Genomic DNA, 24,301 nt, shown 5'->3' with positions numbered 1-24,301 from the left:
TCCGTGCGGACCATCTAAAGGCTACACCACTCGTAAGAGATTGCAGCGCCAGCATTGTTTCTTCCGATCTGAAACGATCGTCGGATGCTTTTTGAGCAGTTTGGAGTTGGGTGCGGATGGTCAGGCTTCAATGACCGGCAGCATTCTTTGGGCAGGTTTGTCATCCTCTGCGACGGCCGACGCAGGAGCGTCGATGGTCTGATCTTCGGCGCTGGCGGTTTCGATTGGCGGCCGTATTCTGGATTTCAGATCAGGTGCGCATCGTTGAGCCAGGGGAAGGATATCATTCAATGGCTTCGGCCGCCCCTGAGACCTGCCAATTTTAAAAAAAATATTGATACGGAATTATCCTTAACTCCGCGCCAAATTCGGGCGTCGGCGCCCAATCCCAATTGTGGCGCGGCTTAGCTCAAGCCGTTGAAATGGTGCGCCATGTCCTGGTTCGACGCAAATGCAGAGGCGACAAATCACGCGCATAATAAGCATGACGTCTTTGTCATTTGAACATCAGTATATTACGTTGACGTAATTAACCGTTGTTCGCCCATTAAAACCGGCGATTGACTTGCTGTAATTTTTATTCTTCATTTTTAAAACGCGCCAAACAAATTTAGTTCATGAAAAGGCGCGAATGCCGAAATTGCAATTCGTCGCAGTTCGAATTGAATGCGGCGCTGAGAATATATGTCTGTCGTCAATATACAGCATTGACGGAGTGAGCTGGTTTGCGGCCGATTTTAGCGCAATTTCAGCGTCGCGGGAGTGTGCGAGTTGCCGTTTTTTCTCTCCCAATATTATTCGCCTCTTCCGCCGGATCAATTGGCATGTTTGTCGCGGCTTCTAACTATCAGATTCGGAATTGGGTTATTCGGCCAGTTTTTGATCTGGGCTGAATCGACCATTCTATCAGAATTCGACATCAATCCAATTCAACGAGAAAAGCGGGGCCCCTGCCAAGGGCTGCCAATGGCGTTTTGTTCTATGAGTAAAGGAAGATTGTCATGATCAATCTCTCGTCTGCAGACCTCAATTACCTCCTCCAGCAGGTCAATATTGGCGCGGATTATAGTCAACTGACGAGCCCTCTTGATCCCCTTGGCGTCAGAGAAGTCTCCGGACAGAACAACAACCTTGTTGGTGGCTTCGTCTACAACCCGGACGGCACGGTTACCTGGACCGGCAACAACCTCAACGGCGACTGGGGCCAAGCCGACACCGACTTCCCGCGGTTGTTCTATACGGACACTCCAGGAGCGCCGAGCTACGGCATCACCTACGGCAGCGAGACTCGGATCGCGATTGCAGACGCCGCGGGCAACCAACCGATCGTGAACGGGGCACTTAACCCGACATGGACCCCGACCTTCACGGCGGTGACGGCAACCGAACTCGGCACATCGCCGCGCACGATTACTCAGCTCATATCGAGCTCTGATGTCGATCCGAACAGCCCGACCTTCAACCCGGCGGCAGCCGCTGCCATGGCGGCACTCGGCGGACAGCCGGTCGACACGGCGAACTCAGTGGTTGGAACGGCTACAACTGCGAAGCTGCCCGACCCGGGCATTCTCGGCGGCGTGCCGTTCAACGAGTACTTCGTCGCATTCGGTCAGTTCTTTGATCACGGCCTCGACTTCATCTCGAAGAACGGTGGGTATGTGCTTATCCGATTGTCACCGACGGACCCACTCTATGATGAGAACGCCAACCCGGCGAATCCCTTTGCCAATACGATGATGCTGAGTCGGGCCAAGCTGACCAACCCGAACGACGATTTTGAAGTCGTCAATGGCAACATTGTCTTGAAAGCTGGTGTCGCGCCGACGTTCAACAACAACACCGGTCTCCTCATTGACCAAAGCCAGACATATGGGAGCCATGTCTCGGTCAACGTGCTGGTGCGCCAGTACGACGCTAATGGCTTAGCGACTGGCAAGTTGATCACCAGCGCTGAAGATATGAGCTTGGGAGACGTGGGCTATGAACAAGCGACCCACGATCTCGGCACCTGGGCGGACATGATCGTAAACGCGGCGCGATTGGGTATCGGCCTGGTCGATCTCGACGTCATCGATGCGCCCGCAATCAAGGCGACCGCTACGGGAGCCTACACTTTTACCGCACAGCAGGACTTCCTTTTCACCTCGGCAATGTCGATCGCAGACATCGACGCCGCACTTTCAGGCGGCATAATGATCGACGGCACATTGCGCTACTCGTACGCCGATGTGGCGGCCTATGATCCGTTCTTGCGAGACGCCAATGGCAACGTCCTCAAGTCGAACCAAGCAATCCTCGCTGATATGGGCAACGGCGCTAGCCCCATGAGTCCGTTCGGCACGCCATTGCCGACCGCCGCGGAAGCTGCGGCGGCGCATGGCGGCAGCCTCAATGGTTTGACCGCTGGGATCGACTATTACGATCCTGCCCTCCTCGCGTCCCACTACGTTTCCGGCGATGGCCGCGTGAATGAAAATATCGGCTTAACAGCCGTGCATCATGTGTTCCACGAAGAGCACAACATCGAAGTCGAAGCGATCAAGACGGCGGTGAGCGCACAGGCAGCCCTGCTCAACGACGGCAGCGCCGCCGGAATCCAGGCCGAGGCCGATTATCTCGCCAACTGGCAGACATCGCCCGGCGTCTGGGATGCCGAAAAGGTGTACCAGGCTGCACGCATCATCACTGAGTCCGAGTACAACCACATTGCCATCGACCAGTACGTCGGCGGATTGGTGGTGCTGCCGGAGTTCGTCTCCTATTCATCCGACGTGAACATGAGTGTCACGCTCGAATTCTCCCAGGCAGTTTTTCGCCTCGGCCACTCGATGCTCAACGAGAAGATGCAGGTCGCCATCGCGGATGCCGAGGGTAACGCGCCTAGTACGGCGAGCTGGACGCCGACGTATACCGAAGTCGATCTGTTCGACGCCTTCCTCAATCCGGCGCTCTACGGCGCAAATGGTGCATCTAACATCACGCTGGGCCTGCTCAACCAGCAGGCCAACCAGGTTGACGAGTTCGTCACATCGGCGCTGCAGCAGTCTTTGATCGGCATTGGTCTTGACCTGCCTGCGCTCAACATCGCGCGTGGGCGCGACGTTGGGCTGCCGACCCTCAACGAGTTGCGCCAGCAGATCTTCGAAGGCCTACAGCAGAACACCAACGGAACAGGCGCGGGCATTGCGCCCTACGTCAGTTGGGAGGATTGGGGCGGTCATCTGCGTTACCCAGAATCGCTCGCCAACTTCATCGCCGCCTACGGTCGGGACAACGCAACCTTCCATCTGCAGGAATTGCGTGTTGCCTACGAGGCGGGGACTGATGTGAGCGACACGGCTCACGCCCTGTATGCCTACGACCTCGACCACGACGGGGTCATCGGCATCCAGGATATGCGGCAGAACGCTCAGGCAATCGTTGACGCAGCGGCGGATGCCAACGATCCCATGCATGAAGCAGCCCTGATGTTCATGCGCGGCACTGGCTCTCCGGTTTACAACGAAACGACCGGTACATGGGACATCAACAGTACCGGCAACGGCGGTGACCAGGGCTTCTGGGACATCGATCTATGGGTTGGCGGACTTGCTGAGCAGCCGCTGTTCGATGGTCCGCTCGGTACCACTTTCACAATGGTGATGGCCGATTTCGGTCAGAAGATGCAGGACGGCGACCGCTTCTATTATCTCTACCGCATGCCGGTTGGCCAGCATCTGGGCGACCAGATTATTGGCGAGCAATTCGCTGACCTGATCATGCGCACGACCGGCTTGGAGCACATCGGTGACGCTTTCGGCTATCAATCCGCGACGTACATCCTTGACGGCACGAACCACGACAACCCGTACGACGGTGTGATCGGCGTTGATGACCAGTACGGCATCAATGACTACTTCAACGCAATCTACGAGAGCCTGCCGGGTTCGGTGCAGGCCTTTTTCCTGCAGAACAGCACGCTTGCTTCCGGCGCTCTTTATTCGCAGTCGACCGCGCAGAGCGAACTTCTCGTCGCGGGCAGCGCTCTGACCGTGACAGTCGATCTGGCGGATCAGGACCTTGCACCGGGCGGAATAGTCAGCTTCGTGGATGTCGCCGTTAAAGACGCCTTGACCGGAGAAATCCTTGCCCATCAGGACAATGTCCTGGTCGATAATGGGATGCACACCTTAATCTTGGATGTTCCCCAGGTCGCCTATGCCAACAATGGGCACGGTATCACTGTCGAGGTCGATAACCACGTCTCGAATGGAAGCGTAGACGTCAAGAACGTGACGGTTACCCAGAGTTCAGGGGGCGGATCGGCCAATGACGGCCATATCGTTGTCGCGGGCCTTGAGGGCAACGACTACATCGTCGGCGCGCTGGGCGACGACTATATCTACGGCGATGCGGGCAATGACGTGCTCGAAGGCGCTCAAGGTAACGACCACATCTACGGTGGCGATGGTGACGACTGGATCACCGACTATGAAAACGACGACTTCATTCACGGCGGTGCTGGCAACGACTACATCAATGCCGGCCCGGGCGTGCTCGACACCTCGCACGGCGGCGACGGCGACGACGAGGTCCACGGCGGCGATGGCGTCGATGAGGTATTCGGCGATGACGGTGACGACCGACTTTACGGCGATGGCGATACCGACCTTATCATGGGCGGTGATGGCTCGGACTATATGGACGGCGGCGACAGCGTCGACGAGATGTTTGGCGGCAACGGTAACGACTGGATGCGCGGCGGCGTCGGTGACGACAATATCAACGGCGGCTCCGGCAATGATCTATTGGAAGGCGGATTGGGCCCGACAGCCAACGACGGCGATCGCCTCAATGGCGACACAGCGCCCGGCGCGCTTCCCGTCATCGAGTTCAACGGCGACGGCACCGAAGGCGATATGGATATCGTCAGTTATGAAAACGTTTCGTTCAAGATTGTTGCCAGCCTCCAAGATGCCAATGCCAACGGCACTTCAAGCAACCTTCTCGACACCTACGCGCTGGATGAGGGGCTGGTTGGTTCGGCACAGGATGACGAACTAACGGGTGCTGACGCCAATGGAACGGCGGGCAATGGCGTCAACAACTATCTCATCGGTGGCGGTGGCAATGACAAACTGACCGGCCTCGGCGATGAAGCAGGTGCTAGTGGTTCTGGGACGATGGACTTCATTTTCGGTGACAGCGTTGTCGTCGACAATGATCTGTATTGGATCGGCGACGATCGCCATCTCGCCACCGGACACGGCGGCATCGATACGGATGGCTATCTCGCCGATGGCGTGACAGCGAACGCCGAGCGGAAGTTGGAAGGTGCGAACTTCAACGGCGACGGCCTGATCAAAAACTGGTATGGGACGGGTGAGACCCGAGTCGTGTTCGAGGACGGCACGCTCGGCCACATCCTCGGCGATCATGGCACCGAAGGAACGAGCGATACTGCGGTCTACAGCGGCAATCGTGCCGATTATCTGGTCGAAGGAATCGAGATGAACGGCCAGCAGGCCGTCCGCATCACCGATCTGCGCGACCCGACTGCGGTCGATGAAAACGGCAACCTGATCAATCCATCGACCGATGGTGTCGACATCCTGGTTGGCGTCGAGTGGGCGCAGTTCGCAGACCAGACTTTGTCGATCAAGCTGACGCCGCCCGAGCTGAACCTGCACGCACTTGACCACGCGGGCAGCTACATCGAGAACTTCAGCTCGACCAGCTACTCGCAGGACGATGTGGGCGTTCCATCCACCTTCGTCTGGGACGAGAACTGGATTGAGGTCGACCCGGGTAACGCCGACGTACAGATCAGCGGCGGCCGCCTGCAGTTCGATGGCGGCACCGACGGCGGCGAGATGATCAGCCGGGCGATCGACCTGTCCGGCTTACCGACCGGGACCCGGGTCACGCTCAGCTTCGACTACCAGGATGACAGCGTGGACGCAGGCGCCGTGGTGGCCGAACTCTACAACATCACCACCGGAACCTGGGACCAGATCGCCGACCTCACGGCAGGGCCGAGCGGCAACTACAGCTACACGGGCGAATTAATCGCCGACCAGCTCGGTGCCGGGTCCGCCATCCGCTTCCGCGCGGTCTTCGACGGCTTCAACAGCAACGGCGACAACGTCTACATCGACAACATCCAGTTCAGCGTGGACCAGCCGGTCGTTCCGCCCGAGCAGAACTTCCTCGCGAGCTTCACCGAGGGCGACGCGCCAGTTGCGATCGCCAGTGGTCCATTGATCACTGACGACAGTCCGACGATGGAGCGCGCTGTCATTATTTTGACCAACGCCAAGCCGGGCGATGTCCTGACCGAGAACGGCATCAACGGCGATGGAATTTCGGGAAACATCGATACCTCGGTGCAGGGTCAGGTGACACTGACCTTGACAGGTCAAGCTCCGATTGCGGCCTATCAGGCGGCAATCTCGGCGGTGACATTCCGAAATACGTCGATTTCACCTGACGAAACACCACGGATTATTGAGGTTACGGTGTTCGACGGGCTGGCCTACAGCAACATCGCGACCACGACCATCGATGTCACAAATGTGCCGACCCCACCGCAGGCATCGAATGACTCGGTCTACTCGAACGCATCAAGCTTCTCGGTTCCAACCTGGGCATTGCTTGCGAATGACTTCAGCGAAGGCGGGCTCTCAGTGACTAATGTGACCGCGAACGGTTCTTCTTTTAGTGCCATCCTGAATGGTCTCAATGTTGATGTGACTAAAACGACAAACAGCAACCGCTCGTTCACCTATACGGCCACCGACTTAGGCGGCTCGGATACGGCAAACGCCAGTGTGACGATCGACAGTACGGGTACGTTCAGTGGTGGCGGTGGCAACGACATTATGATCGGCGACGGTGGAAACTCGACAATCGATGCTGGCACCGGCGACGACATCGTCCTTGCGGGAGCTGGTGACGACACAATCGTCTGGAATGTAAGCAATCCGTTCTTCATCTTCCCCGAGCAGACAGATGGGCACGATTTTGTGGATGGCGGCACCAATGGGCCAGCCGGCGACAGGTTTGTTGTCAACGGCAATAATACCAGCGAGACGTTCCGCATCTTCGCCCGTGCGGCATGGGCAGCAGTGATTGGAAATAGCCTGTCGCAGCTCAATGCCAACACGGAGATAGTCATTACGCGAAACGGTACCGACATAAATTCTGTGATCGCGGAACTCGACAACATCGAGGAGATCACGGTCAACACAAACGGTATAACAGTTCCTGGAAATGATCCGAATGGCGGAACGACAACAACGACGATCGGAGCTGACACTGTCGAGATCATCGGCGACTTCAATACAACAAGTCTCAACTTCAACACCATTACAGTGAATGGATCCCAAGGGGATGAGACCGTCGATATCTCTAGCTTGTCGTCTGAGCATCGCGTCGTGTTCAATGGAAATGGCGGTAATGACCATTTCGTCGGACAGCTACGACCGCAGGATGTGATCGCAGATGCGATTACAAAGGACTATCTCTTGCCGCCGGGCTCACAAAGCGGTGGCGAAGATTATGACGATGACTCCAACGATCTCGCCGATAACGACGACGCGACGAACAATGCCGGTTCCACTGGTGGCAATGGGTCCGTTGATCCCAATGCAGCGGTCACCACCACGCAAGAAGCCGGAACATCGACAACGCCATCGTTGCAAGCCGATCGGAACGTCGTGACCGGAGACGGTATGACGCTCGAAGGAACCGCCAACGGCGATATCATTATCGGAACAGATGCCGCTAAAGTAATACTTGCGGGTGCAGGGTCGGATATCGTTTCGACTACAGACACCGCAGCGATCGTGCTGGGTGGAGATGGTGACGACATCATCGAGACCGGCGCCGGCAACGACAAGGTATTTGGCGAAGCGGGCTCCGACGTGATCAATTCCGGCGACGGAGATGACATGGTTTGGGGCGGGCAGGGCGAGGACGAGGTCCACGCCGGTGCCGGTGATGACCGTGTCGAAGGAGGCGAGGGAGCCGATCTGTTATTCGGCGGCTCCGGCAATGATCTCTTCGTCTTCAGGACCGCGGCGGACGCTAACGGCGACACCATTGGCGACTTCCAGGCAGGTGATCGCGTCGATTTGCACTTTATGGATGCTGACGCCACAGCGGACGGAAACAGTGCTTTCCAACTTGCGGCAGGAAGCGCCTTTACCGGTGCTGGCGAATTGATCGTTCAGTATGATGCAAACGACGATACCACCGTCATTTCTGGCAATACCGACACCAACCTCGAGACGGCCGAATTCGAGATTACCCTGACGGGCAATCACGAAAACGAACTGCGGCAGGGTGGACTTGGGCTCTAACGCCTCTGGCTCCAGGCGCGCGACGCCTGGAGCCGTCTTGCTGTCAATCTCAAAGGCCAGTTGGGTGGTGCGGTCGTGAAGATGCAGAATAAATCAAATCATGATTTTCAGCGTATCGTTAGCTCTCTGAGGACGACGTTCGTTTTTTTGTTCGTGATATCGGGTGTGATCAACGTTCTGGCGTTGACCGGTTCATTCTACATGCTCCAGATCTACGATCGCGCGTTGACCAGCAGGTCGATGGAAACCTTGCTGGGGTTATCGGCTCTTGCGATCGGTCTGTACCTGTTTCAAGGCATTCTTGACATCCTGCGTTCGCAGATCCTGGTTCGGACCGGCGCGAGAGTGGACGACAGGCTTGCGCCTCTGGCGCATCGTGTGGCGCTCGACATGCCGAGGCACGGCTATGCACCTGCCGAGGCGGCCGAGAGAGGGCGTGACGTCGACGTCGTGCGTCAATTCCTCTCCGGCCAAGGTCCCACTGCTCTGCTTGATTTGCCTTGGATGCCGCTCTATCTGGCTTTCGTTTACATTCTGCATCCGTTGCTGGCTCTCTTGGTGTTTGCCGGCGCTGTGGTGTTGAGCACGATCACACTGATCACTGAGATTTTGACCCGACGTCACAGCACAGCCATGCAGAAGGCAAGCATGGAGCGCGCGTTGCTTTGCGACAGCAATCTTCGCAATGTGGAATCCTTGCGCTCCATGGGATTTCTCCATCGCGCAATCCAGCGTTTCGACGAGGCGAACCGGCAACATCTTCAGCTGCAAGCGAAAACCAGCGATGTCGCTGGTTCGTTGAGCGGATTGTCCAAGGTCTTGCGGATGATCCTGCAATCGGGGACGCTCGGACTTGGCGCCTATCTGACGATCCAGGGTGAGCTCTCGGCAGGTGCAATCATCGCCGCATCCGTCGCATCGGGACGGGCGCTCGCCCCCATTGATATGGCGATTGCGCAATGGAAAGGCCTGGTGGCGGCACGTAGGAGTTACCGCAGGCTGAAGGAGACGCTCGCGGTGCTCGACGTACAAGAGCCCCTCGTGAAGCTTCCGCGGCCAAAGGATAGCTTCAAGATTGAGAAAATTACTGTCACCGCGCCGGGATCGGGAACCGTGGTTTTGAGCGACATCAGCTTTGAACTCAAGGCCGGCCAAGCGTTAGGACTGATAGGGCCAAGCGGTAGCGGCAAGTCCACATTCGCGCGTGCAGCAACAAGCGTGTGGCCATTGTTGCGTGGATCAATACGGCTCGATGATGCGGATATCGCAAACTGGAATGCGGACGATCTTGGCAAGTATGTAGGCTATCTCCCGCAGGATGTCGCGCTACTCGATGGCACGATTGCTCAGAACATATGTCGCTTCGATCCCGATGCCGAGGGACAGGATATCATCGCGGCTACGAAGGCCGCTGGTGTGCACGAGATGATCCTGCGATTGCCGCAAGGCTACGAAACACGAGTCGGCGCCAGCCAGACCGTGCTTTCGGCTGGACAGCGTCAGCGTGTTGCGCTCGCGCGTGCCGTTTATGGGTCTCCGTTCCTCGTTGTGTTGGATGAACCCAATTCAAATCTCGACGCCGACGGAGAGGCAGCTTTACTGAGCTGTATAAGATCCCTCCGCGCTGCCGGTAGTATCGTGATTATCATTGCTCATCGGCCAAGCGCGCTGGCGGAGGCCGATGTTCTTGGCGTGATGCAGGCTGGAAAACTTGTGGCCTGCGGACCGAAGGACGAAATCATTGCCCGCTACATCCAACCAAGTGCAGCCAACACACCCAGACCGGCCGCTCGGACGCAAGGAACGCAGCTATGGGCCACGAACTGAAAACGGTAACGGCCAAATCCATTGGCTCGAAACAGCGCCTCTATTCTTGGGAGGAGCCGGCAGGGCGTCATTTGACGAACGGCTCAATTGCATTGCTGGCGGCCGCGGGCTTGACACTTTTGAAGCAGCTATTCGGCTTCGCTTCTGCGGGTGATACGACAGGAACTCTTGGCTCGGACTGGGCCGATGACGTCGCGCGCGCAGCCCTTCACGGGCAATCACAGGCCGATGAGGGGCAGGGCGACTTGGAAACAGCGCAGAAAGACAAAAAAGACGGCGAGTTAATGCCGCAACTAAAATCGCTCTCTTCTGCGCCTCGATCTCATGAGTCCATGCGTGAGGAGCCCGATCTGCCACGCGCGAATAATGACAACTCAAGTCTTAATCTGCCCCCGGAAGTGGCGCACGGATCGCACGGCGTTGCGATCGCACATGCGACAGATCTGTTCCGCTTCTCACAAATCCCGCACGCCGTGAGCCAGGGAGGCGGCGGCGGATCCGGCGGTTCGGCATCCAATGCGAGTGATGGCGAAGGGACAAGATCTACCGCTCCAAAAAATACAGATGGTAGCGCCTCCATCGAAGCGACTCCCGAATCGGGAAAGCCCATAAAGGATCAAGAGCAGCAGAGTGCACCTTCGGCACAGCGAAACACCGCGCCAACGCTGCTGCGCAGCGTGGTATTGCCGGATGTGTACATCAATCACGCCGTTCTCATCGGGCTGGCCCAGCTGCTGCAACACGCAAGCGATGTCGAGGGCGACCATCTGACAATTTCCGATCTTTCGGTGTCGTCCGGAGCGATCTACCAACATGACGATGGGACCTGGGTTTTTGCACCTACGGTAGATGACACAGGCACGGTGAAGTTTTCTTATTTTGTCACTGATGGTGATAACAAGGTCGCCCAAGTGGCTCAGCTCGAAGTTGTGCCGGATCATGTGATCGAGCCGGAGGAGGGCGAGGCTGGCATCGCGCCCATCGGCACCTCTTCGAGTGACGTTATTTTCGGTACATACAGCAGTGACGACATCGATGCGACGGCTGACGACGACATCGTCTTTGCCGGAGCGGGCGGGGACATGGTCAATGGTGGGGATGGTAACGACATTATCGACGCCGGAGATGGCGACGACATAGTTCAGGCCGGGAATGGCGACGATGTCGTGTTCGCGGGAGCCGGTGATGACCTCGTCTTTGCCGGTGGGGGCAATGATATCGTCCATGGTGGTCTGGGCGACGATGTTGTTTTTGGAGGGAGTGGCAACGACACATTCGTAGCAGGAACACAGCTTCCCCAATCGGGGGATGCAACCCAAATCAGCGACGGCAACGACCTTTTTGACGGTGGTGAAGGTGTTGATACTTACGACGCTTCCGCGATCCATTCCGACATCACTGTGGACCTGCTCGCAGGCGAGGCGACGGGGAGTGAAATCGGCAATGACCGATTGATCGATGTTGAAAATGTGATCGCAGGTGATGGCAACGACCTGCTGATCGATGATCAATCGACAAACACATTCACGGGCGGTCCCGGAAATGACACGTTTGCCTTCACGGGCCATGACTCCGATGCCGGAAATCCCGAAACCATGGATAAGATTATGGATTTCGAAAGCGGCGATAAAATCGACGTCAGCCGTATCGACGCCTACAGCGAAAGCCCCGAAGTGCAGTTATTCAAGTTTATAGGGCAACTGTTGGCTGACAACGACATTTCACCGATTTCGCTCGGCGCGCTCGGTTTCAAATTCGAACTCAAGGATGACGGCGAACATACCATTGTGTGGGGCCACAGGAGCGATGCAGGGAGTGATGATCTTTGGGTTGATCTGTTGGGCGAGCATGATCTGAAGTCGGATGACTTCTACGGTGTTTCGTAACGAACAGTGCGAGGTTCGATAAGTTCATGGGAAAGTCAGAAATGGGCAAGCGCCAGAGCTATGGCGTCGCTTGGCGGATCGGTGTCGCGATATTTGCCATCGCATTGTTGGTCGGCGGGGTTGGCGGTTGGGCGGCGACGGCGGAGCTTGCAGGTGCCGTTATCTCCCATGGCGCGGTCGTCATCGACCACCATAGTAAACGCATCCAGCACCTTTACGGGGGGCTGGTTACGGAAATTGCGGTCAAGAACGGCGACAACGTCATGGATGGCGACGTTCTAATCAAGCTTGACGATACCCAGGTCCGCGCCGAGCTGTCGATCATCGAGACCCAGCTATTGGAGCTTCGCAGCCGAAGGGCGCGGCTCGATGCCGAGCAGCAGTTGGCCGATACGTTGACTTTCCCGCAAAGCGTGATCGAGAACGAAGCGTCAAATTCAATCATCGAGGGCGAGACGAGGCTCTTTGAGCACAACAAGACAATGCGGCAGGGACAGGAAAATCAACTCCACCAACGCATCGAGCAGTTGACGCAAGAGCAAAAGGGATACGACGTACAAAAGACCGCAAAAACCCACGAGCTGGAACTGATCCGTAAAGAGCTCGGAAGCGCCGAAGAGCTATTGAGGAAAAACCTCGTCCCCGTAAGTCGAGTCTACGCGCTGCAACGCGAGGAGGCCCGGATCGATGGAGATCGCGGAAATTTCATGGCGCTGGAAGCGCGCACGATGGGGCAGATAAGCGAGGTTGAACAGCAGATCCTGACCTTGCTGCAGTCTGCACGCACGGAAGCCCAACGCGAAATTCGCACCGTTGATACACGCATCGACGAATTGGTCGAGCGCCGCGTCGCCGCCCGAGATCGCCTGGAGCACATGGAGATCAAGGCGCCTCAATCCGGTGTAGTCCATGAGCTCAACGTGCATACCGTGGGAGGCGTCATCAGCCCGGCAGAGCAGATTATGCTGATCGTTCCGGCCTCCGAGACGCTGGCTATCGAGTTCAAGGTTCCCCCGGCACAGATTGACCAGGTGCATCTAGGTCAGCAGGCACGCTTGCGCTTCACGTCCTTCAATCAACGCACCACGCCTGAAGTGGAAGGTTCTGTCTCTTACGTCTCGGCAGACATCAGCCGGGATCAGAAGGACCGTCAGGACTACTATCTAGCCCGCGCGGTCGTAGATTTCCTTGATCCCTCCCTATCGCTCGGCAAGAAGATCGTCCCGGGGATGCCGGTGGAGGTCTACGTTACGACAGATAAGCGGACCGCGTTATCCTACTTCGTAAAACCCGTGATGGATCAATTCAGTCGCGCATTCCGCGAACGGTAAGAGTAGGCTGTGATCCGCCCATGAGCCCGCCCCAAGTAAGCAATTAATTCTACGCATGATCATGCGCGTGCTCACATGCGCGGCGTGTGGTATTCTGACAAATCTGAAAAGGCAATTTTTGAACCAATAGGAGGGAGAAGTGCCCTCGATAGATCAATTCATCGTTTGGATCATTGTAGGTTTGATTGGCGGAAGTCTCGCCGGACTATTGATCACCTGGGACAAGCAGGGATTTGGCTGGGCGCGCAATCTAGGTCTTGGTTTGGCGGGGGCGCTCATTGGTGGGCTGCTGTTTCGCCTTGTGGGATTGTTTCCAGAGTTGGAGAAGATCTCGATCTCGCTGCGCGACATCGTTGCAGCGTTTGCAGGGTCTTTGATTGTTCTGATTGCGCGCTGGTTCTGGCTGAAGTCCAAGACTTGAGTGACGAGAGCATCGTCGGGCTTAAGAACTTGTAGTTGGTCCTCGCGCGCGACCACCAATAAAAAAACTGAGCTCCGGGCGCAGCGGAGCTCAGTTCTGTTTAGGACACAATCAATTGCGCGGAAGTTCCGCGCCGGATGATTATTTTGCAGCTTGAACAGCGGCTGGCGCTGCTGCGCCGAGTTTCATTGGCACGTACTCAGCCTCACGACGGCACGCACCCAATGCGACTGCGGCGACAATCAACGTCAAAGCGATCATCGATCTCATTGGCATAAACTCCCAAATAAATGCCCGGTCTTCAATTGGCCGGAGAGCCGACGATAGCGAGGTTGGATCGCTTGAGACATACAATGCGGTCGCTGACGTCCATAATGTGCCGAGCCGGTTGCGCAAGTGACACACACTGTTTGATCCATATCTCTCTTTGGAGCTGAGCGAAATGAATGTCTGGACCAGCAATTGCTGGTCTGCGTACTAAGAACTTCCGTGCCGTTTCGGCTACTCTGGCGTCGGGTGCTTTATGCACAGGGCCGACGCGGGATGTGGAAAAATGGCGTGCGTTGGCATTCGTGCACGTCCTGCTTCCTGCATTCGATGCAGGTGCGCATCACTGCGACAGTGAAATGACAGCGGATGGACGCGATCGCTTTTCCACAAGTTATCAACAGTCTATGGCTGCTGCCTGAGATTTCCGTTCAGCCTTAATCGAGCTGGCGAGATCGGCAGTGAATTGCGAATAAAAACAATCATTTGGAATACGCTCCTTCTTTGGTGTTCAGCGTCGGGAGAGCAGTCATGTTGCGTTTGAGTTACTCGGCTTTTGCCGCAGCCAATCTTATGAGTGCACTCGTTTCGAGCAAATCGGCGCGCGCCGATGAATATGTGGGAAGCCTCAAAGACAGCCCTCCACCTCCGAATGAATATGTCTGGGATGGACTTTCCGTCGGCGCTGGAATTGGCGTCGGCTCCTTCAATCACAACGTCAATGTTAATCAGGGTAATCACGGAGATGGAGATAATGAGTGTTTTGAGTGTTCCGAAATCTATCGGGTTCAACTGCAGATGGGATTTGGAACTCAATCGTTCAGTGATGACGATTGGAACGTCTTTGGTACCCTCCAAATTTGATACGACAGGGTCCTTGGTAATCGCTTCCTGATCGGTGCATTTCTCGATTTTGACTTTTATCCAGATGCGGACAGTTCGTTCTCCAGCGCGCCGATCAAGAAACCGGGCGACATGAATTACGTGCCGGTCCTCAATGGTCCGGGTTCTAGTGTGAGCGGAAAAGTATCGCTCGAGCACGCTTGGTATGCGGGTGCCCGTATCGGTGTGCTGCTCAGGCCCGATTTTCTTCTCTTTGCTTCTGGTGGCTACACGGAAGCGAGTCTGGATGGGTCGATTAACTTTGGCGGCCCGATGATCATGCCTGCCTTTGATATGATGATGCCTCCGCCACCGCATGGTGCAACGCTGTCAGCTCCAGATGAGCTTCATGGTTGGTTTATGGGGGTTGGCGGCGAACGCAAACTCGATAGCAATCTCTCCCTAAAGATTGAGTATAGGTATGCCCGGTACCAGGGCGAGTCCTTCTCCAGCAGCCATCACAACGGCTATCAGGTGAGCGCGCTGGACGGTTATGGCCCGGGGATGAGCGCCGACATTGATGCGGACATACATACCGTAAGAGCGGCGCTCGTTTTCAAATTGAATGACTGCGAGCGGGACGCGGTTCCTTTGAAGTGACGGACGTTTTTGTTGTGCCGCAAGGCGCCGGTCTCGATCTTTCCCAGACCAGCGCCTTGTTATTTTCGCGCGAATGCGGTCGCATTTGCTGACGTTGGGTCTTCCGGCTATCCTCCGTTTAGCCTTGGAGGCCCACATGGCGATGTGTTTGAGCCATTCGCGGACAGAGAAAGGCACGATTGCCGGCTTGCGATTGCGCTGGAGCTTCGCAATGGTCGTGTGGCTCGTGGTCAGCCTGTTGTGCGCGATGCCGTGTGATGTTTTCGCACGGCCCCCGAGCAAGTGCCGGTTGGGCAATCAGTCCGACTACGTTGCAATCGCAAGCGCGTCAGTTTCGGAAGACATGCGCAAGGACCTTCGTCTTCGTGTTCTGATCGATGCGTTGGACGACGTTGACGTCGTTTTTCGCGGGCAGCTTGCCAGGCGCTGGTATCTCTCCGACGTTCTTGAAACCGATAGTCCAAAGATCCTGGAAGTCTATGATAATGTTACTGTGTTGAAAGGCAGTCTGCCTCAGACCGCCAAAGACCGAAAAGCCTACATTATTCGCGAGAGGATTTGCGATGGCGGTTGCTGGCTCAATGCATTGCCTGAAGTCTTCGATGGCCGCGACGAGCCGGAAGTCACAGTTCTTGCGATGACCAACTCGCTGTCCGGCGAAGTAAGGGACCGGCGATCGAACAGGGTCATTTATACTGGACGCGTAGATGCGCTCGCTGGTCCGTGCGATCCGCGCATGATCAACGGTGATGCGGTCGCCAGGCTGATCGCTTCACCCGGCGAGGTTGATCGGTTGAGGCGCGCCTACCCGCCACGCAGCGATGAAGAAAAGCAGCGGGACGAGGATCTCATTATTCGTCGCGTGATCGGTGCTCATTAGCCTTGTGCACCCGCGAAGAAGCTACGGAGCAGATTGCCGATTAGAGGTTGAGGCCGATCTACGACAAGCTAGACTGAACTCTAATTGGCGAAACTGGATAGCTTCTCCCACAGATCTATCGCATAGAGTGTCTCATGGTGGCGATACCACAATCTTCGGCCCACAAAGACTTCCCTGCATTCAACGCTGCGGAGATGGGAGCCATAGCTCATCTGTACCGAGGCGAGGTTTACCGGAGCACCGTTTGGCGTACGCGGCTCGACAACACGACGAACTGGGCCGTCGCCGCTCTTGGCCTTGCAATGTCGGCTTCCTATTCGCACCCGGATGCGTCTGCGCTGCCGCTCATTCTCATCGGTATTCTTATCGTCGTATTTCTGCTATTTGAGGCCCGACGTTATCGCTATTTCAACGTCTGGCGTGCTCGTGCGCGATGGTTGGAAACGCATTTCTATGCTCCCATGCTGCGCGGAGAAGACGGAGCAAGTAAAGAAGATTGGGAACTGGTGCTGGCGCGCGATTATTGCGAGCCGCGCCACCATATCAGCATGGCCCGTGCGGTGGGCAGGCGTTTGAGGCGCACCTACGCCTGGCTTCTGCTCATTCAAGCTCTCGCGTACCTCGGCAAGATTGCGATACATCCTTCTGCCGTCGAGAGCTTCGGCCAGTTTGTCGATCGAGCCGCCATAGGCCCAGTGCCTGGTGCCGTCATCCTGCTTGGCGGATTGGCCTTTTATGGTGTCTGGATCATTTTCGGCATCGTTACGCTGCGTGTGGAGCGCCAAGCCCATGGCCGCGCGCGCTCCGTCAGCATGGGCTGAGGCTCGTGGCGTCGCGCGAGCGGCGACCAGAGGTTAGCAGTCGCGTAAGACTCTTGCGTCAAACTTGTCGCCCGGTAGAGCCGGAGGCGAGGTCGTGCAGGCGCGGACGGTGCGTGCAGGTTTGAGGACTTTGCCGATTGGCGTTGCCTTGCCGACGCTGGTCATGCTCGGGGCTGTCGTCAACGCGCTCGCCGTGCGCATCGCCGAGTCCCTGACTCAGGGGCACGGGCTGCTTGGTGCCGGGATCGGTCCCTTCCTGCTGGTCAGCCTGTTCGTGGCTACCCGGTTGAGCATGGGAACGGGTGAGGTTGGCCGCCCACGGTTTGCCCTCGCGCTCGATGCTGTGACCGTGATGCTGGTTCTGGTGCCGAGCAGCGCAGTCTCATGGTTTGCTCTTTTGATCTATGCCGGGTGTCAGGCTGCCACCTCGATTGGGGAACGGCGCAAGCGTGCGCTGATGTTTCTAGCCATCGCGGCAACCGCGCTGTGGTCGTCTGTGATCATTAAGCTCATAGCGGGGCCGGTTACGACATCGGAAGCCTTTCTGCTTGGCAAGCTGCTGGCGAGTCTCAGGCCCGATATCGTGCAGACAGGGAACGTCATCGGCGATCCCGAAGGGCACAGTCTTATTTTGATGACGCGATGCACGACGCTCAATGCGCTGCCGTCAGCATTGGTTTCACTGGTTGGCGTCGCCTTGCTATTGGGACGGATCAATCTCGATCGCCTTTGGCAATCGGCCGTTATGTTGAGCGTGCTTCTCCTCGGCGCAAACCTGATCCGGCTTGGGGCCATGGCGTGGTCGGCGGATAGCTACACGATGGTACACGGGCCGATAGGCGCAAACGTGTTCGACGGGTTCCAGGCTTTGACGGTTCTCACTCTGGGTAATTGGTTGAGCCGCCCATGAGAAGCGACCTTCTACGTGCGGGTTTGATTGTAGTCTCGATGGTGCTCGCGCTGGCGCTTAAGTTCGAACGCTAGCGGGAGGCGTGTTCGTTCTCTGGCGTCGGCGGCGCAAGAAGCGATAGACGCAACTCACCCGGCTTCCTCAAAATTTCAGCCTACGCGTGTCTGAGCTTTGGCCGATGCGCGTGGATGCGGAAGACGAGCGTGTCCGCGCAAACGCGCTGGCGACGGAAAATATCTAGCGGGCTCTCCTCGTAAGACCCTCGTAAGTTGGGACTGATCAACCCCCACAGGCGTGTTGCCAAACACCATCCTCCGTACCCGCCGATCATGCTAGTATGCGCGGCTAAGTCGGCTGGTTTGGCCGTCTTGATGTGACAAACCGGGTCCGATTGCACCGTTATGCAGAGATATCAATCCAGAGGGAGAGGCGCGGCTTTCGTTAGGCTTGCGGCGGTCTGCGTGGTCGCCATTTCATTCGCGGCGCCTGGCACTGCACGGGACGAGTCGACAACTCCCGATCATGTCACGGCCGAAAGCAGATTCGGTCACGGGAGCATCGAAGGGAAAGTGCGCGGCACCAACCTTGGGCCGCAAGTAGAATTGCCAAGCGGGATTTGGATTTATTGCCGCCGCAGCTGTTCTGAAACGCTGCGCGTAGAGACGATCGATTTCTTCGAGGCCAACATCAATAGTCCCCCCCAGCCGGGCCAGGGCGGCGTCGGATCTGAGTGCGGAATATTCGGCTGCCTGGACTTTAATATCTCGCATTAGGCGCGATCTGAGCGTCTTTCCCAATCCCCTCCTGGAATTGAATTTGTAAGGAAACGGTAAGGTTGCGAGCGCAAACCGGCCTTTCATTAGCCGTAAAAGACCAGAAGTTCCGCGTTGCGGCAGCTATTTGGCACCGCACTCAGGGTTCAATTCGGCTGGTATGGCGGCCACGAACGGGGGATCGAAGAGTTGCGACTTCTATTGATCGAAGACAACCAGCGCTTGTCCGAGTATGTCGCTTCCGCCTTGAGGCGCGAAGGTTTCGCCGTTGATACGGTTTTCAACGGCGCCGACGGATACGCCGCGGTTACGACTATGGCCTATAACGCTGTCGTGCTGGATCTGGGCCTGCCCGATGTCGATGGACTTCACTGGCTGTCCGATGTGCGCAAGCAAATCGATCACACGCCGATGCTGGTTCTCACCGCGCGCGACGGGGTCAATGATATTGTGAATGGACTGAACTCAGGCGCTGACGACTATATGCGCAAGCCATTCGAGGTCGATGAGCTGGTAGCGCGTGTGCGCGCTCTGTTGCGGCGACCCGGTCAGGCCTTGGGCTCTGTACTTTCCCAGGGCAATCTCACGTTCAACGTGAACAGTCGGGAGATAACGATAAACGGAGCAGCGCATGATCTCGGCCGCCGGGAGGCGGCAGTTCTGGAGCTGTTGCTGCGGCGGAGCGGGCGTGTGGTCTCCAAGGCAGTTATCGAGGAGGAGACCTATAGCTTTGGCGAAGAGCTTGCGTCCAATGCCATCGAGGTTCTCATACATCGATTGCGCAAGCGCCTGAGCGAAGCGGGCGCGGACGTTCACATTCATACGCTGCGGGGCGTCGGCTACGTCTTGAACAATGCAACGGCCTGACGCATGCAGGTCTTCAAGGCGGCCAGACAGTCCATCTGGAGCCGGTTGATTGTTGGCCTGGTCACCGTTGCCGTTCTAGCAGCCCTCGCAACGAGTTACCTGATCTATACTCGGTTTGTTGCCATCAACAGCGCATTCCGCGATCGCACGCTTCAAGGTGATGCGATGATTATGCGCAAGCTCTTGAAACGCGCCTCCGAAGGAAAGCCTCTGCAGTTTCCGGACTTCCTTGCGGACAATTTTCAACAGGGGCGAGGCAAATACGCCATCGTTAGCGACAAGGGCGTATTGATTTCGGGCTCGCCGGGCGTAAACGAGCCGCTTGCAGCAATCGACGACGACAAAGAGCGTGATTTCTTCTTGTCCGACAACGACCACGATGGTCGCATGCTCTATGGATATACGCTGCGCGGCACTTACGGCACGCGCCCAGTGTGGATACAGGTAGCTGTGCCCGATGGCGAGCTTGCCGCTGACACAGTCCTTGCGGAGTTCGTAGAGGATATCGGCTGGGTCTGGGTGCCTGTCTTGTTCGGCCTGTTGGGCATCAACCTTATGGTGGCACGTATTGGTCTGGCGCCATTGCGCGAAGCGGCCTCGCAGGCGGAGGCCATCGGGCCCAACGCGGTCTCCGGTCGCCTCGACGCTAGTGGCCTCCCGCGCGAGGTCGAGGCGCTCGTGAACGCCATCAACCGTGCTTTCGATCGTTTGGAAGATGGGCTTGAAGCTCAGAAGGCGTTCATTGCGGATGCCGCGCACGAGCTGCGGACGCCGGTCGCGGTTCTCAAAGCTCATTCATCTTTGCTGACGCCTGGGCCGGAGGTTGAAAAGCTGAAAGAAGAGATCAGAGCGATGGAGCGCTTGGTCAATCAGCTTCTCGACTCAGCAAGAATTGGCGCCATGAACGTCGAGGCTGGTGCCAGGGTAGATCTCACGGACGTTGCCATCAACGTTGCCCATCACCTTGGACCGATATGTTTGCAAAGGGGGAGATCGATAGAGGTCGATTCGCCTGGGCCGGTCCTTATCAACGGATCGGCTGAGCTGCTGCGCTGTGCGGTGCGAAATCTGGCCGAGAACGCCATGCGCTTCACACCGCGCAATACCAGTATCGAAATCACTGTCGCACAGGATGCCAACGATGCAGTGATTTCCGTGCGCGACCATGGTCCGGGCGTGAAGCTTCAAGAGCGCGCCGATATCTTCAAACGATTCTGGCAGGGCGGTCGGGATCGCGGCGGTGGCGCGGGGCTTGGCATGGATATCGTTGCACGGATCGTAAAGGTGCATTCCGGCTCGATCGAGTTGAAAGACGCGCCAGGCGGCGGTGCATTGTTCGAGATGCGCTTTGCGAAGGCCCCCGAGGAAATCGTGAAGGGGGCGATGTCGTCGCTTCCCGGCACGAGCGAACGAAATACGTTGGCAGCGATTGCGACGCGCTAGAGCGCGTCGCTTGCCTTCGTTCATACGATGGTCTGCATCTTTGCCAACAAACCTGCACCTCAGAAGCGCGCTATGACAGCGATCTTGAAGAGATCGAGATCGGCGCCGACGTCTTGAGGCCCAGATACTATCGAACTGAAGTTCTCCCGAACCGAAGGAGTAGTGATCGTATTCACCGCGAAGGGTGAAACGGTCGTTCCAAACCCATTCCACGCGCTTCCATAGCTTCCGCAACTCGTTGACCGATCTGTGGCGCAGCAGATGGCCGATAAGCGCATCCGCTCCTACCTCGTCAGCCAAGGCGCCTGGCCAGCCGCGCTTGAGGGCAGGCTGCGTCACGCAGTTCGCCGCTGAATCCAAAAGTGCATTTGGAACAGGTCAGAGCGCGATTTGCGACGTCTGAAGTCATTGGTGCTGTGTTCAATTATTCAGGCCAAGTGCCGAGTGATGTCGGTGCTCCATCATCGTATTTGGACAGCCATGCGATGGTGGTGTCGCGATAACGCGACAGACCTTTGTAGTTGGCGATCTCGGGATGAAGATCGCGCAAAACGCGGTGCATCCGACGGCCCCACTTCGGCACCGTCACAAGTTCGTTCATCTTGATCAGATAGCCGCGAATGGAAAACACGATGGCGTTTGATCGCGGCAGCCGCCACAGCCCCTGCAACTCGACGCGCAGATGCACCTTGTCCCCGACGTTTTTCGGCGTCACGGTCGTGCGATCCGTGCCCCACTGGGGATAGGTTTCCGGCGAAGTATCGAGCCGCGGATTGATCGTCATCGTCCAGTTGAGACGTCGCACGGGACGCCCCAATTGCATGTTGAGCAGAAACCTGAGGGCACGGTCGAAGACACCAACCTGATGAGCCAAGGGCACGGGTGCGTGCCATTCCATGAAGCTCATGCCGATGTCAAAATCCAAAGACCAGTCTGCCTGGGAGGTGACCATGCCTGCATCGATCCAAAGATCGCCGTCGCGCTGATCCAGGATGCAGAAATCACCCTGACACTGGCGCGTAATGTACTCCATGGGCTTGTGGGGAAGCGTTGCAGCGTCCCCAAAAACGAACTTGTGCTCGATGCCGAGCGGCCGGTTTATCCAGTGCCAGTTATCGCCGTCGCGATCCAGCGTGAAATGATCGGGATAACTCTCTGACATGGAAGTCATGAGAAGTTCTAACAGATCCCATTCTGCCGTCAGCATGTGCGGCAGTGATTGGCAGCGCAACGGATCGAGATTGAGTGTAATGGCGCGATCGCGCATGTCGGAGACGTAGTGTTCGTCGATGTCGATCGGAAATTCGTACGCCGACCCCTTCGGTCCTGTAACGTGCGGCTCGATGTTGACCGAGTACATGTACTTGTCCTCGGCGAACGGGAATGGGAAGCGCAGGATGGACTCTTTGCTGTTGGAGAAAGTGTAGTCGTCGCGATAGGTCTCGTCTTTGAACATCAAGCCCATTTCGGCAGCTCCTCGCATTTTACAGATCGAGTACGATGGGTGACCCGTCCGTGCGCGAGACACACGGCATGATCTTCTTGCCTGATGCCTTTTCAGCCTCGCTCAAATAGTGGTCGTGGTGTTCGATGGCGCCAGCGCAGGAGCGAACAGTGGTCTCACATTGCCCGCACGCGCCGCCGCGGCACAAATACGGTGCGGCCACACCCGCCGCCTCGATGGCTTCCAGAAGGCTCTGGCTTTCGCTCACGGCAACTTCGAGATTTGACCGCGCGAGCGTTGCTGTGAAAGCCTTTCCCGGTTCCGGCGCTGAAAAACGCTCACAATGCAGGTTCTCATCAGGCCAACCATAGCCGCGTGCGCTGTCCAGCACCCAGTCGATCATTCCGGACGGGCCGCAGACATAGAGGTGGGTGCCGAGAGGTTGGCAATCGAGCAGAGCATTGAGATCGATGGTTTCTCCCTTGCTATTAAAGTAAGTCTTGACGCGCGGACCATAGAGAGAAGTCAAGAGCTGCCAGTAAGCGCCGGTCTGCGGGCTCCGCATGGCATAGTGCAATTCGAAATTGGCGCACTCTTTGGTGAGTTGGGACATCATTGCCATGAAGGGCGTGATACCGATGCCACCTGCTATGAAGATGTGCTTGCGCGCCCTGCGGTCTAGGGGAAACAGGTTGACCGGTGTCGAGATCGACAATTCGGAGCCTGGCTGAAGACGATCGTGGATAAAGGCTGAACCCCCGCGCGAATTCGGAACGCGCAGAACGCTGATCTCGTAGGACGAAACATCGAATGGCGATCCCATGAGCGAATAGGGATTGCGTGCCGTTCGTTCATGTCCCGCCAGCTCGACGATCGTATGTGCGCCGCCGGAAAACTCGGGAAGTCCACTATCGGAGACCGGAACCAGTTTCAAGCGGCGCACACTCGGCGTCACCGCGACGGCGTCCGCCACGCGCACACGTATGGAATTTGAGGCATTCATTTGTAGATCTCCTCGGGCGCGGGGGCTTCGCCGGGAACTTCGGCGTCGATGCACACGCCCATGAATGCGCCAAGACGGCGAGAGTAGTGATCGCGCACAAGCAGGTTTAATCCGCAGTGATCGCACACGACCGGGTTGGTGGTGACGTTCTCCGTCATGCCTTTGCAATGCACGCATTGGACGCGCCGTCTGGCGCTTCCGCGGTGCTCGCTGAAGACCGATTTCTGGTCGATACCAGCTTCGATGGCATACTGGATGACGCTGCCGATGAATGGCTCGCTACCGGCGACGTACAGACGTGTTCCCATATTGGCCGTCGAAAGCACGTTCTTAAGCCGGAAGAGTAGGGTGGCGAGACTTGGATGGATCCATAGTGCGCCAGGTTCCAGCGCCTCAAGCGGCGCCTCGTAACTTTTGCCTGCTGGCCCGTCGGGCAGGAAGACGATCGTGGTGCGATTGAAGAATTGGGGAGGCGCGGATTTGGCCAGATCGAGCACGGCGCCCGCGCCTTCGCCCTCGCAAAGAATGAGGTTATGACGTGCGGTTGCGTCGGGCTTCAGCCCTGGATAAACGGGTCGGCTCGGAATTCCGGCAGCGAGCATCG

General features: G+C 57.1%; 17 protein-coding genes. 13 read left to right on the top strand and 4 right to left on the bottom strand.

Annotated elements, in window-relative coordinates; all coding sequences use genetic code 11:
- Positions 1-1,001 precede the first annotated feature (1,001 nt).
- From R3D51_18720 to R3D51_18700, 5 genes are all read left to right on the top strand, one after another.
- The gene (locus R3D51_18720; GenBank protein ID MEZ5901518.1) at positions 1,002-8,342 is read left to right on the top strand and encodes a peroxidase family protein; all 7,341 of its coding nucleotides are present in this window, start codon (positions 1,002-1,004) and stop codon (positions 8,340-8,342) included.
- 81 nt (positions 8,343-8,423) lie between these two features.
- On the top strand, positions 8,424-10,169 hold the full coding sequence (locus tag R3D51_18715) for a type I secretion system permease/ATPase (GenBank protein ID MEZ5901517.1): 1,746 nt from the start codon (positions 8,424-8,426) through the stop codon (positions 10,167-10,169).
- A 92-nt stretch (positions 10,170-10,261) separates the two neighbouring features.
- Positions 10,262-12,055 (top strand): cadherin-like domain-containing protein, encoded by a 1,794-nt coding sequence (locus R3D51_18710; protein ID MEZ5901516.1) that lies wholly within the window; start codon positions 10,262-10,264, stop codon positions 12,053-12,055.
- A 26-nt stretch (positions 12,056-12,081) separates the two neighbouring features.
- Positions 12,082-13,386: an HlyD family type I secretion periplasmic adaptor subunit gene (locus tag R3D51_18705; protein ID MEZ5901515.1), complete on the top strand. Its 1,305-nt coding sequence runs from the start codon at positions 12,082-12,084 to the stop codon at positions 13,384-13,386.
- Between the two features lie 139 nt (positions 13,387-13,525).
- A complete protein-coding gene (locus tag R3D51_18700; protein ID MEZ5901514.1) occupies positions 13,526-13,807 on the top strand; it encodes a GlsB/YeaQ/YmgE family stress response membrane protein in 282 nt (93 codons plus the stop codon).
- A 141-nt stretch (positions 13,808-13,948) separates the two neighbouring features.
- Here R3D51_18700 and R3D51_18695 read toward each other — a convergent pair whose 3' ends face one another.
- On the bottom strand, positions 13,949-14,077 hold the full coding sequence (locus R3D51_18695) for a hypothetical protein (GenBank protein ID MEZ5901513.1): 129 nt from the start codon (positions 14,075-14,077) through the stop codon (positions 13,949-13,951).
- Between the two features lie 176 nt (positions 14,078-14,253).
- Here R3D51_18695 and R3D51_18690 point away from each other — a divergent pair, with 176 nt between their 5' ends.
- The 8 genes from R3D51_18690 (at position 14,254) to R3D51_18655 (ending at position 21,250) form a co-directional block, all read left to right on the top strand.
- Positions 14,254-14,496 (top strand): hypothetical protein, encoded by a 243-nt coding sequence (locus R3D51_18690; protein ID MEZ5901512.1) that lies wholly within the window; start codon positions 14,254-14,256, stop codon positions 14,494-14,496.
- Positions 14,497-14,605: 109 nt separating this feature from the next.
- Complete coding sequence (locus tag R3D51_18685) at positions 14,606-14,938, top strand: hypothetical protein (GenBank protein ID MEZ5901511.1); 333 nt, start codon at positions 14,606-14,608, stop codon at positions 14,936-14,938.
- Between the two features lie 111 nt (positions 14,939-15,049).
- On the top strand, positions 15,050-15,556 hold the full coding sequence (locus R3D51_18680; GenBank protein MEZ5901510.1) for a hypothetical protein: 507 nt from the start codon (positions 15,050-15,052) through the stop codon (positions 15,554-15,556).
- 136 nt (positions 15,557-15,692) lie between these two features.
- A complete protein-coding gene (locus R3D51_18675) occupies positions 15,693-16,436 on the top strand; it encodes a hypothetical protein (GenBank protein ID MEZ5901509.1) in 744 nt (247 codons plus the stop codon).
- A 134-nt stretch (positions 16,437-16,570) separates the two neighbouring features.
- On the top strand, positions 16,571-17,257 hold the full coding sequence (locus R3D51_18670) for a DUF2270 domain-containing protein (GenBank protein MEZ5901508.1): 687 nt from the start codon (positions 16,571-16,573) through the stop codon (positions 17,255-17,257).
- A 94-nt stretch (positions 17,258-17,351) separates the two neighbouring features.
- The gene (locus R3D51_18665; GenBank protein MEZ5901507.1) at positions 17,352-18,167 is read left to right on the top strand and encodes a hypothetical protein; all 816 of its coding nucleotides are present in this window, start codon (positions 17,352-17,354) and stop codon (positions 18,165-18,167) included.
- Positions 18,168-19,129: 962 nt separating this feature from the next.
- Complete coding sequence (locus R3D51_18660) at positions 19,130-19,807, top strand: response regulator transcription factor (GenBank protein ID MEZ5901506.1); 678 nt, start codon at positions 19,130-19,132, stop codon at positions 19,805-19,807.
- 3 nt (positions 19,808-19,810) lie between these two features.
- Positions 19,811-21,250, top strand: a complete 1,440-nt coding sequence (locus tag R3D51_18655; protein MEZ5901505.1) for a HAMP domain-containing sensor histidine kinase — start codon at positions 19,811-19,813, stop codon at positions 21,248-21,250.
- Between the two features lie 424 nt (positions 21,251-21,674).
- Here the strand turns inward: R3D51_18655 and R3D51_18650 are convergent, their stop codons facing one another.
- The 3 genes from R3D51_18650 to R3D51_18640 are packed head-to-tail and all read right to left on the bottom strand — an operon-like array spanning position 21,675 to position 24,299.
- A complete protein-coding gene (locus R3D51_18650; GenBank protein MEZ5901504.1) occupies positions 21,675-22,715 on the bottom strand; it encodes a DUF3445 domain-containing protein in 1,041 nt (346 codons plus the stop codon).
- A gap of 19 nt (positions 22,716-22,734) precedes the next feature.
- A complete protein-coding gene (locus R3D51_18645) occupies positions 22,735-23,697 on the bottom strand; it encodes a PDR/VanB family oxidoreductase (protein ID MEZ5901503.1) in 963 nt (320 codons plus the stop codon).
- A complete protein-coding gene (locus tag R3D51_18640; protein MEZ5901502.1) occupies positions 23,694-24,299 on the bottom strand; it encodes a dimethylamine monooxygenase subunit DmmA family protein in 606 nt (201 codons plus the stop codon). Before R3D51_18640 ends, R3D51_18645 begins: the two co-directional genes overlap by 4 nt.
- Between the last annotated feature and the right edge of the window lie 2 nt (positions 24,300-24,301).

The sequence above is a fragment of the Hyphomicrobiaceae bacterium genome, assembly GCA_041397645.1.
Taxonomy (GTDB): Bacteria; Pseudomonadota; Alphaproteobacteria; order Rhizobiales; family Hyphomicrobiaceae; genus Hyphomicrobium_B.
The sequence above is the reverse complement of the archived record's forward strand: the minus strand, read 5'-3'. Positions and strand labels throughout refer to the sequence as shown.

Coding starts and splice junctions, on each gene's coding strand:
- R3D51_18720 (MEZ5901518.1), top strand. CDS start 1,002: ATGATCAATCTCTCGTCTGCAGACCTCAATTACCTCCTCCAGCAGGTC.
- R3D51_18715 (MEZ5901517.1), top strand. CDS start 8,424: ATGCAGAATAAATCAAATCATGATTTTCAGCGTATCGTTAGCTCTCTG.
- R3D51_18705 (MEZ5901515.1), top strand. CDS start 12,082: ATGGGAAAGTCAGAAATGGGCAAGCGCCAGAGCTATGGCGTCGCTTGG.
- R3D51_18695 (MEZ5901513.1), bottom strand. CDS start 14,077: ATGAGATCGATGATCGCTTTGACGTTGATTGTCGCCGCAGTCGCATTG.
- R3D51_18690 (MEZ5901512.1), top strand. CDS start 14,254: ATGTCTGGACCAGCAATTGCTGGTCTGCGTACTAAGAACTTCCGTGCC.
- R3D51_18685 (MEZ5901511.1), top strand. CDS start 14,606: ATGTTGCGTTTGAGTTACTCGGCTTTTGCCGCAGCCAATCTTATGAGT.
- R3D51_18680 (MEZ5901510.1), top strand. CDS start 15,050: ATGAATTACGTGCCGGTCCTCAATGGTCCGGGTTCTAGTGTGAGCGGA.
- R3D51_18675 (MEZ5901509.1), top strand. CDS start 15,693: ATGGCGATGTGTTTGAGCCATTCGCGGACAGAGAAAGGCACGATTGCC.
- R3D51_18670 (MEZ5901508.1), top strand. CDS start 16,571: ATGGTGGCGATACCACAATCTTCGGCCCACAAAGACTTCCCTGCATTC.
- R3D51_18655 (MEZ5901505.1), top strand. CDS start 19,811: ATGCAGGTCTTCAAGGCGGCCAGACAGTCCATCTGGAGCCGGTTGATT.
- R3D51_18650 (MEZ5901504.1), bottom strand. CDS start 22,715: ATGGGCTTGATGTTCAAAGACGAGACCTATCGCGACGACTACACTTTC.
- R3D51_18645 (MEZ5901503.1), bottom strand. CDS start 23,697: ATGAATGCCTCAAATTCCATACGTGTGCGCGTGGCGGACGCCGTCGCG.
- R3D51_18640 (MEZ5901502.1), bottom strand. CDS start 24,299: ATGCTCGCTGCCGGAATTCCGAGCCGACCCGTTTATCCAGGGCTGAAG.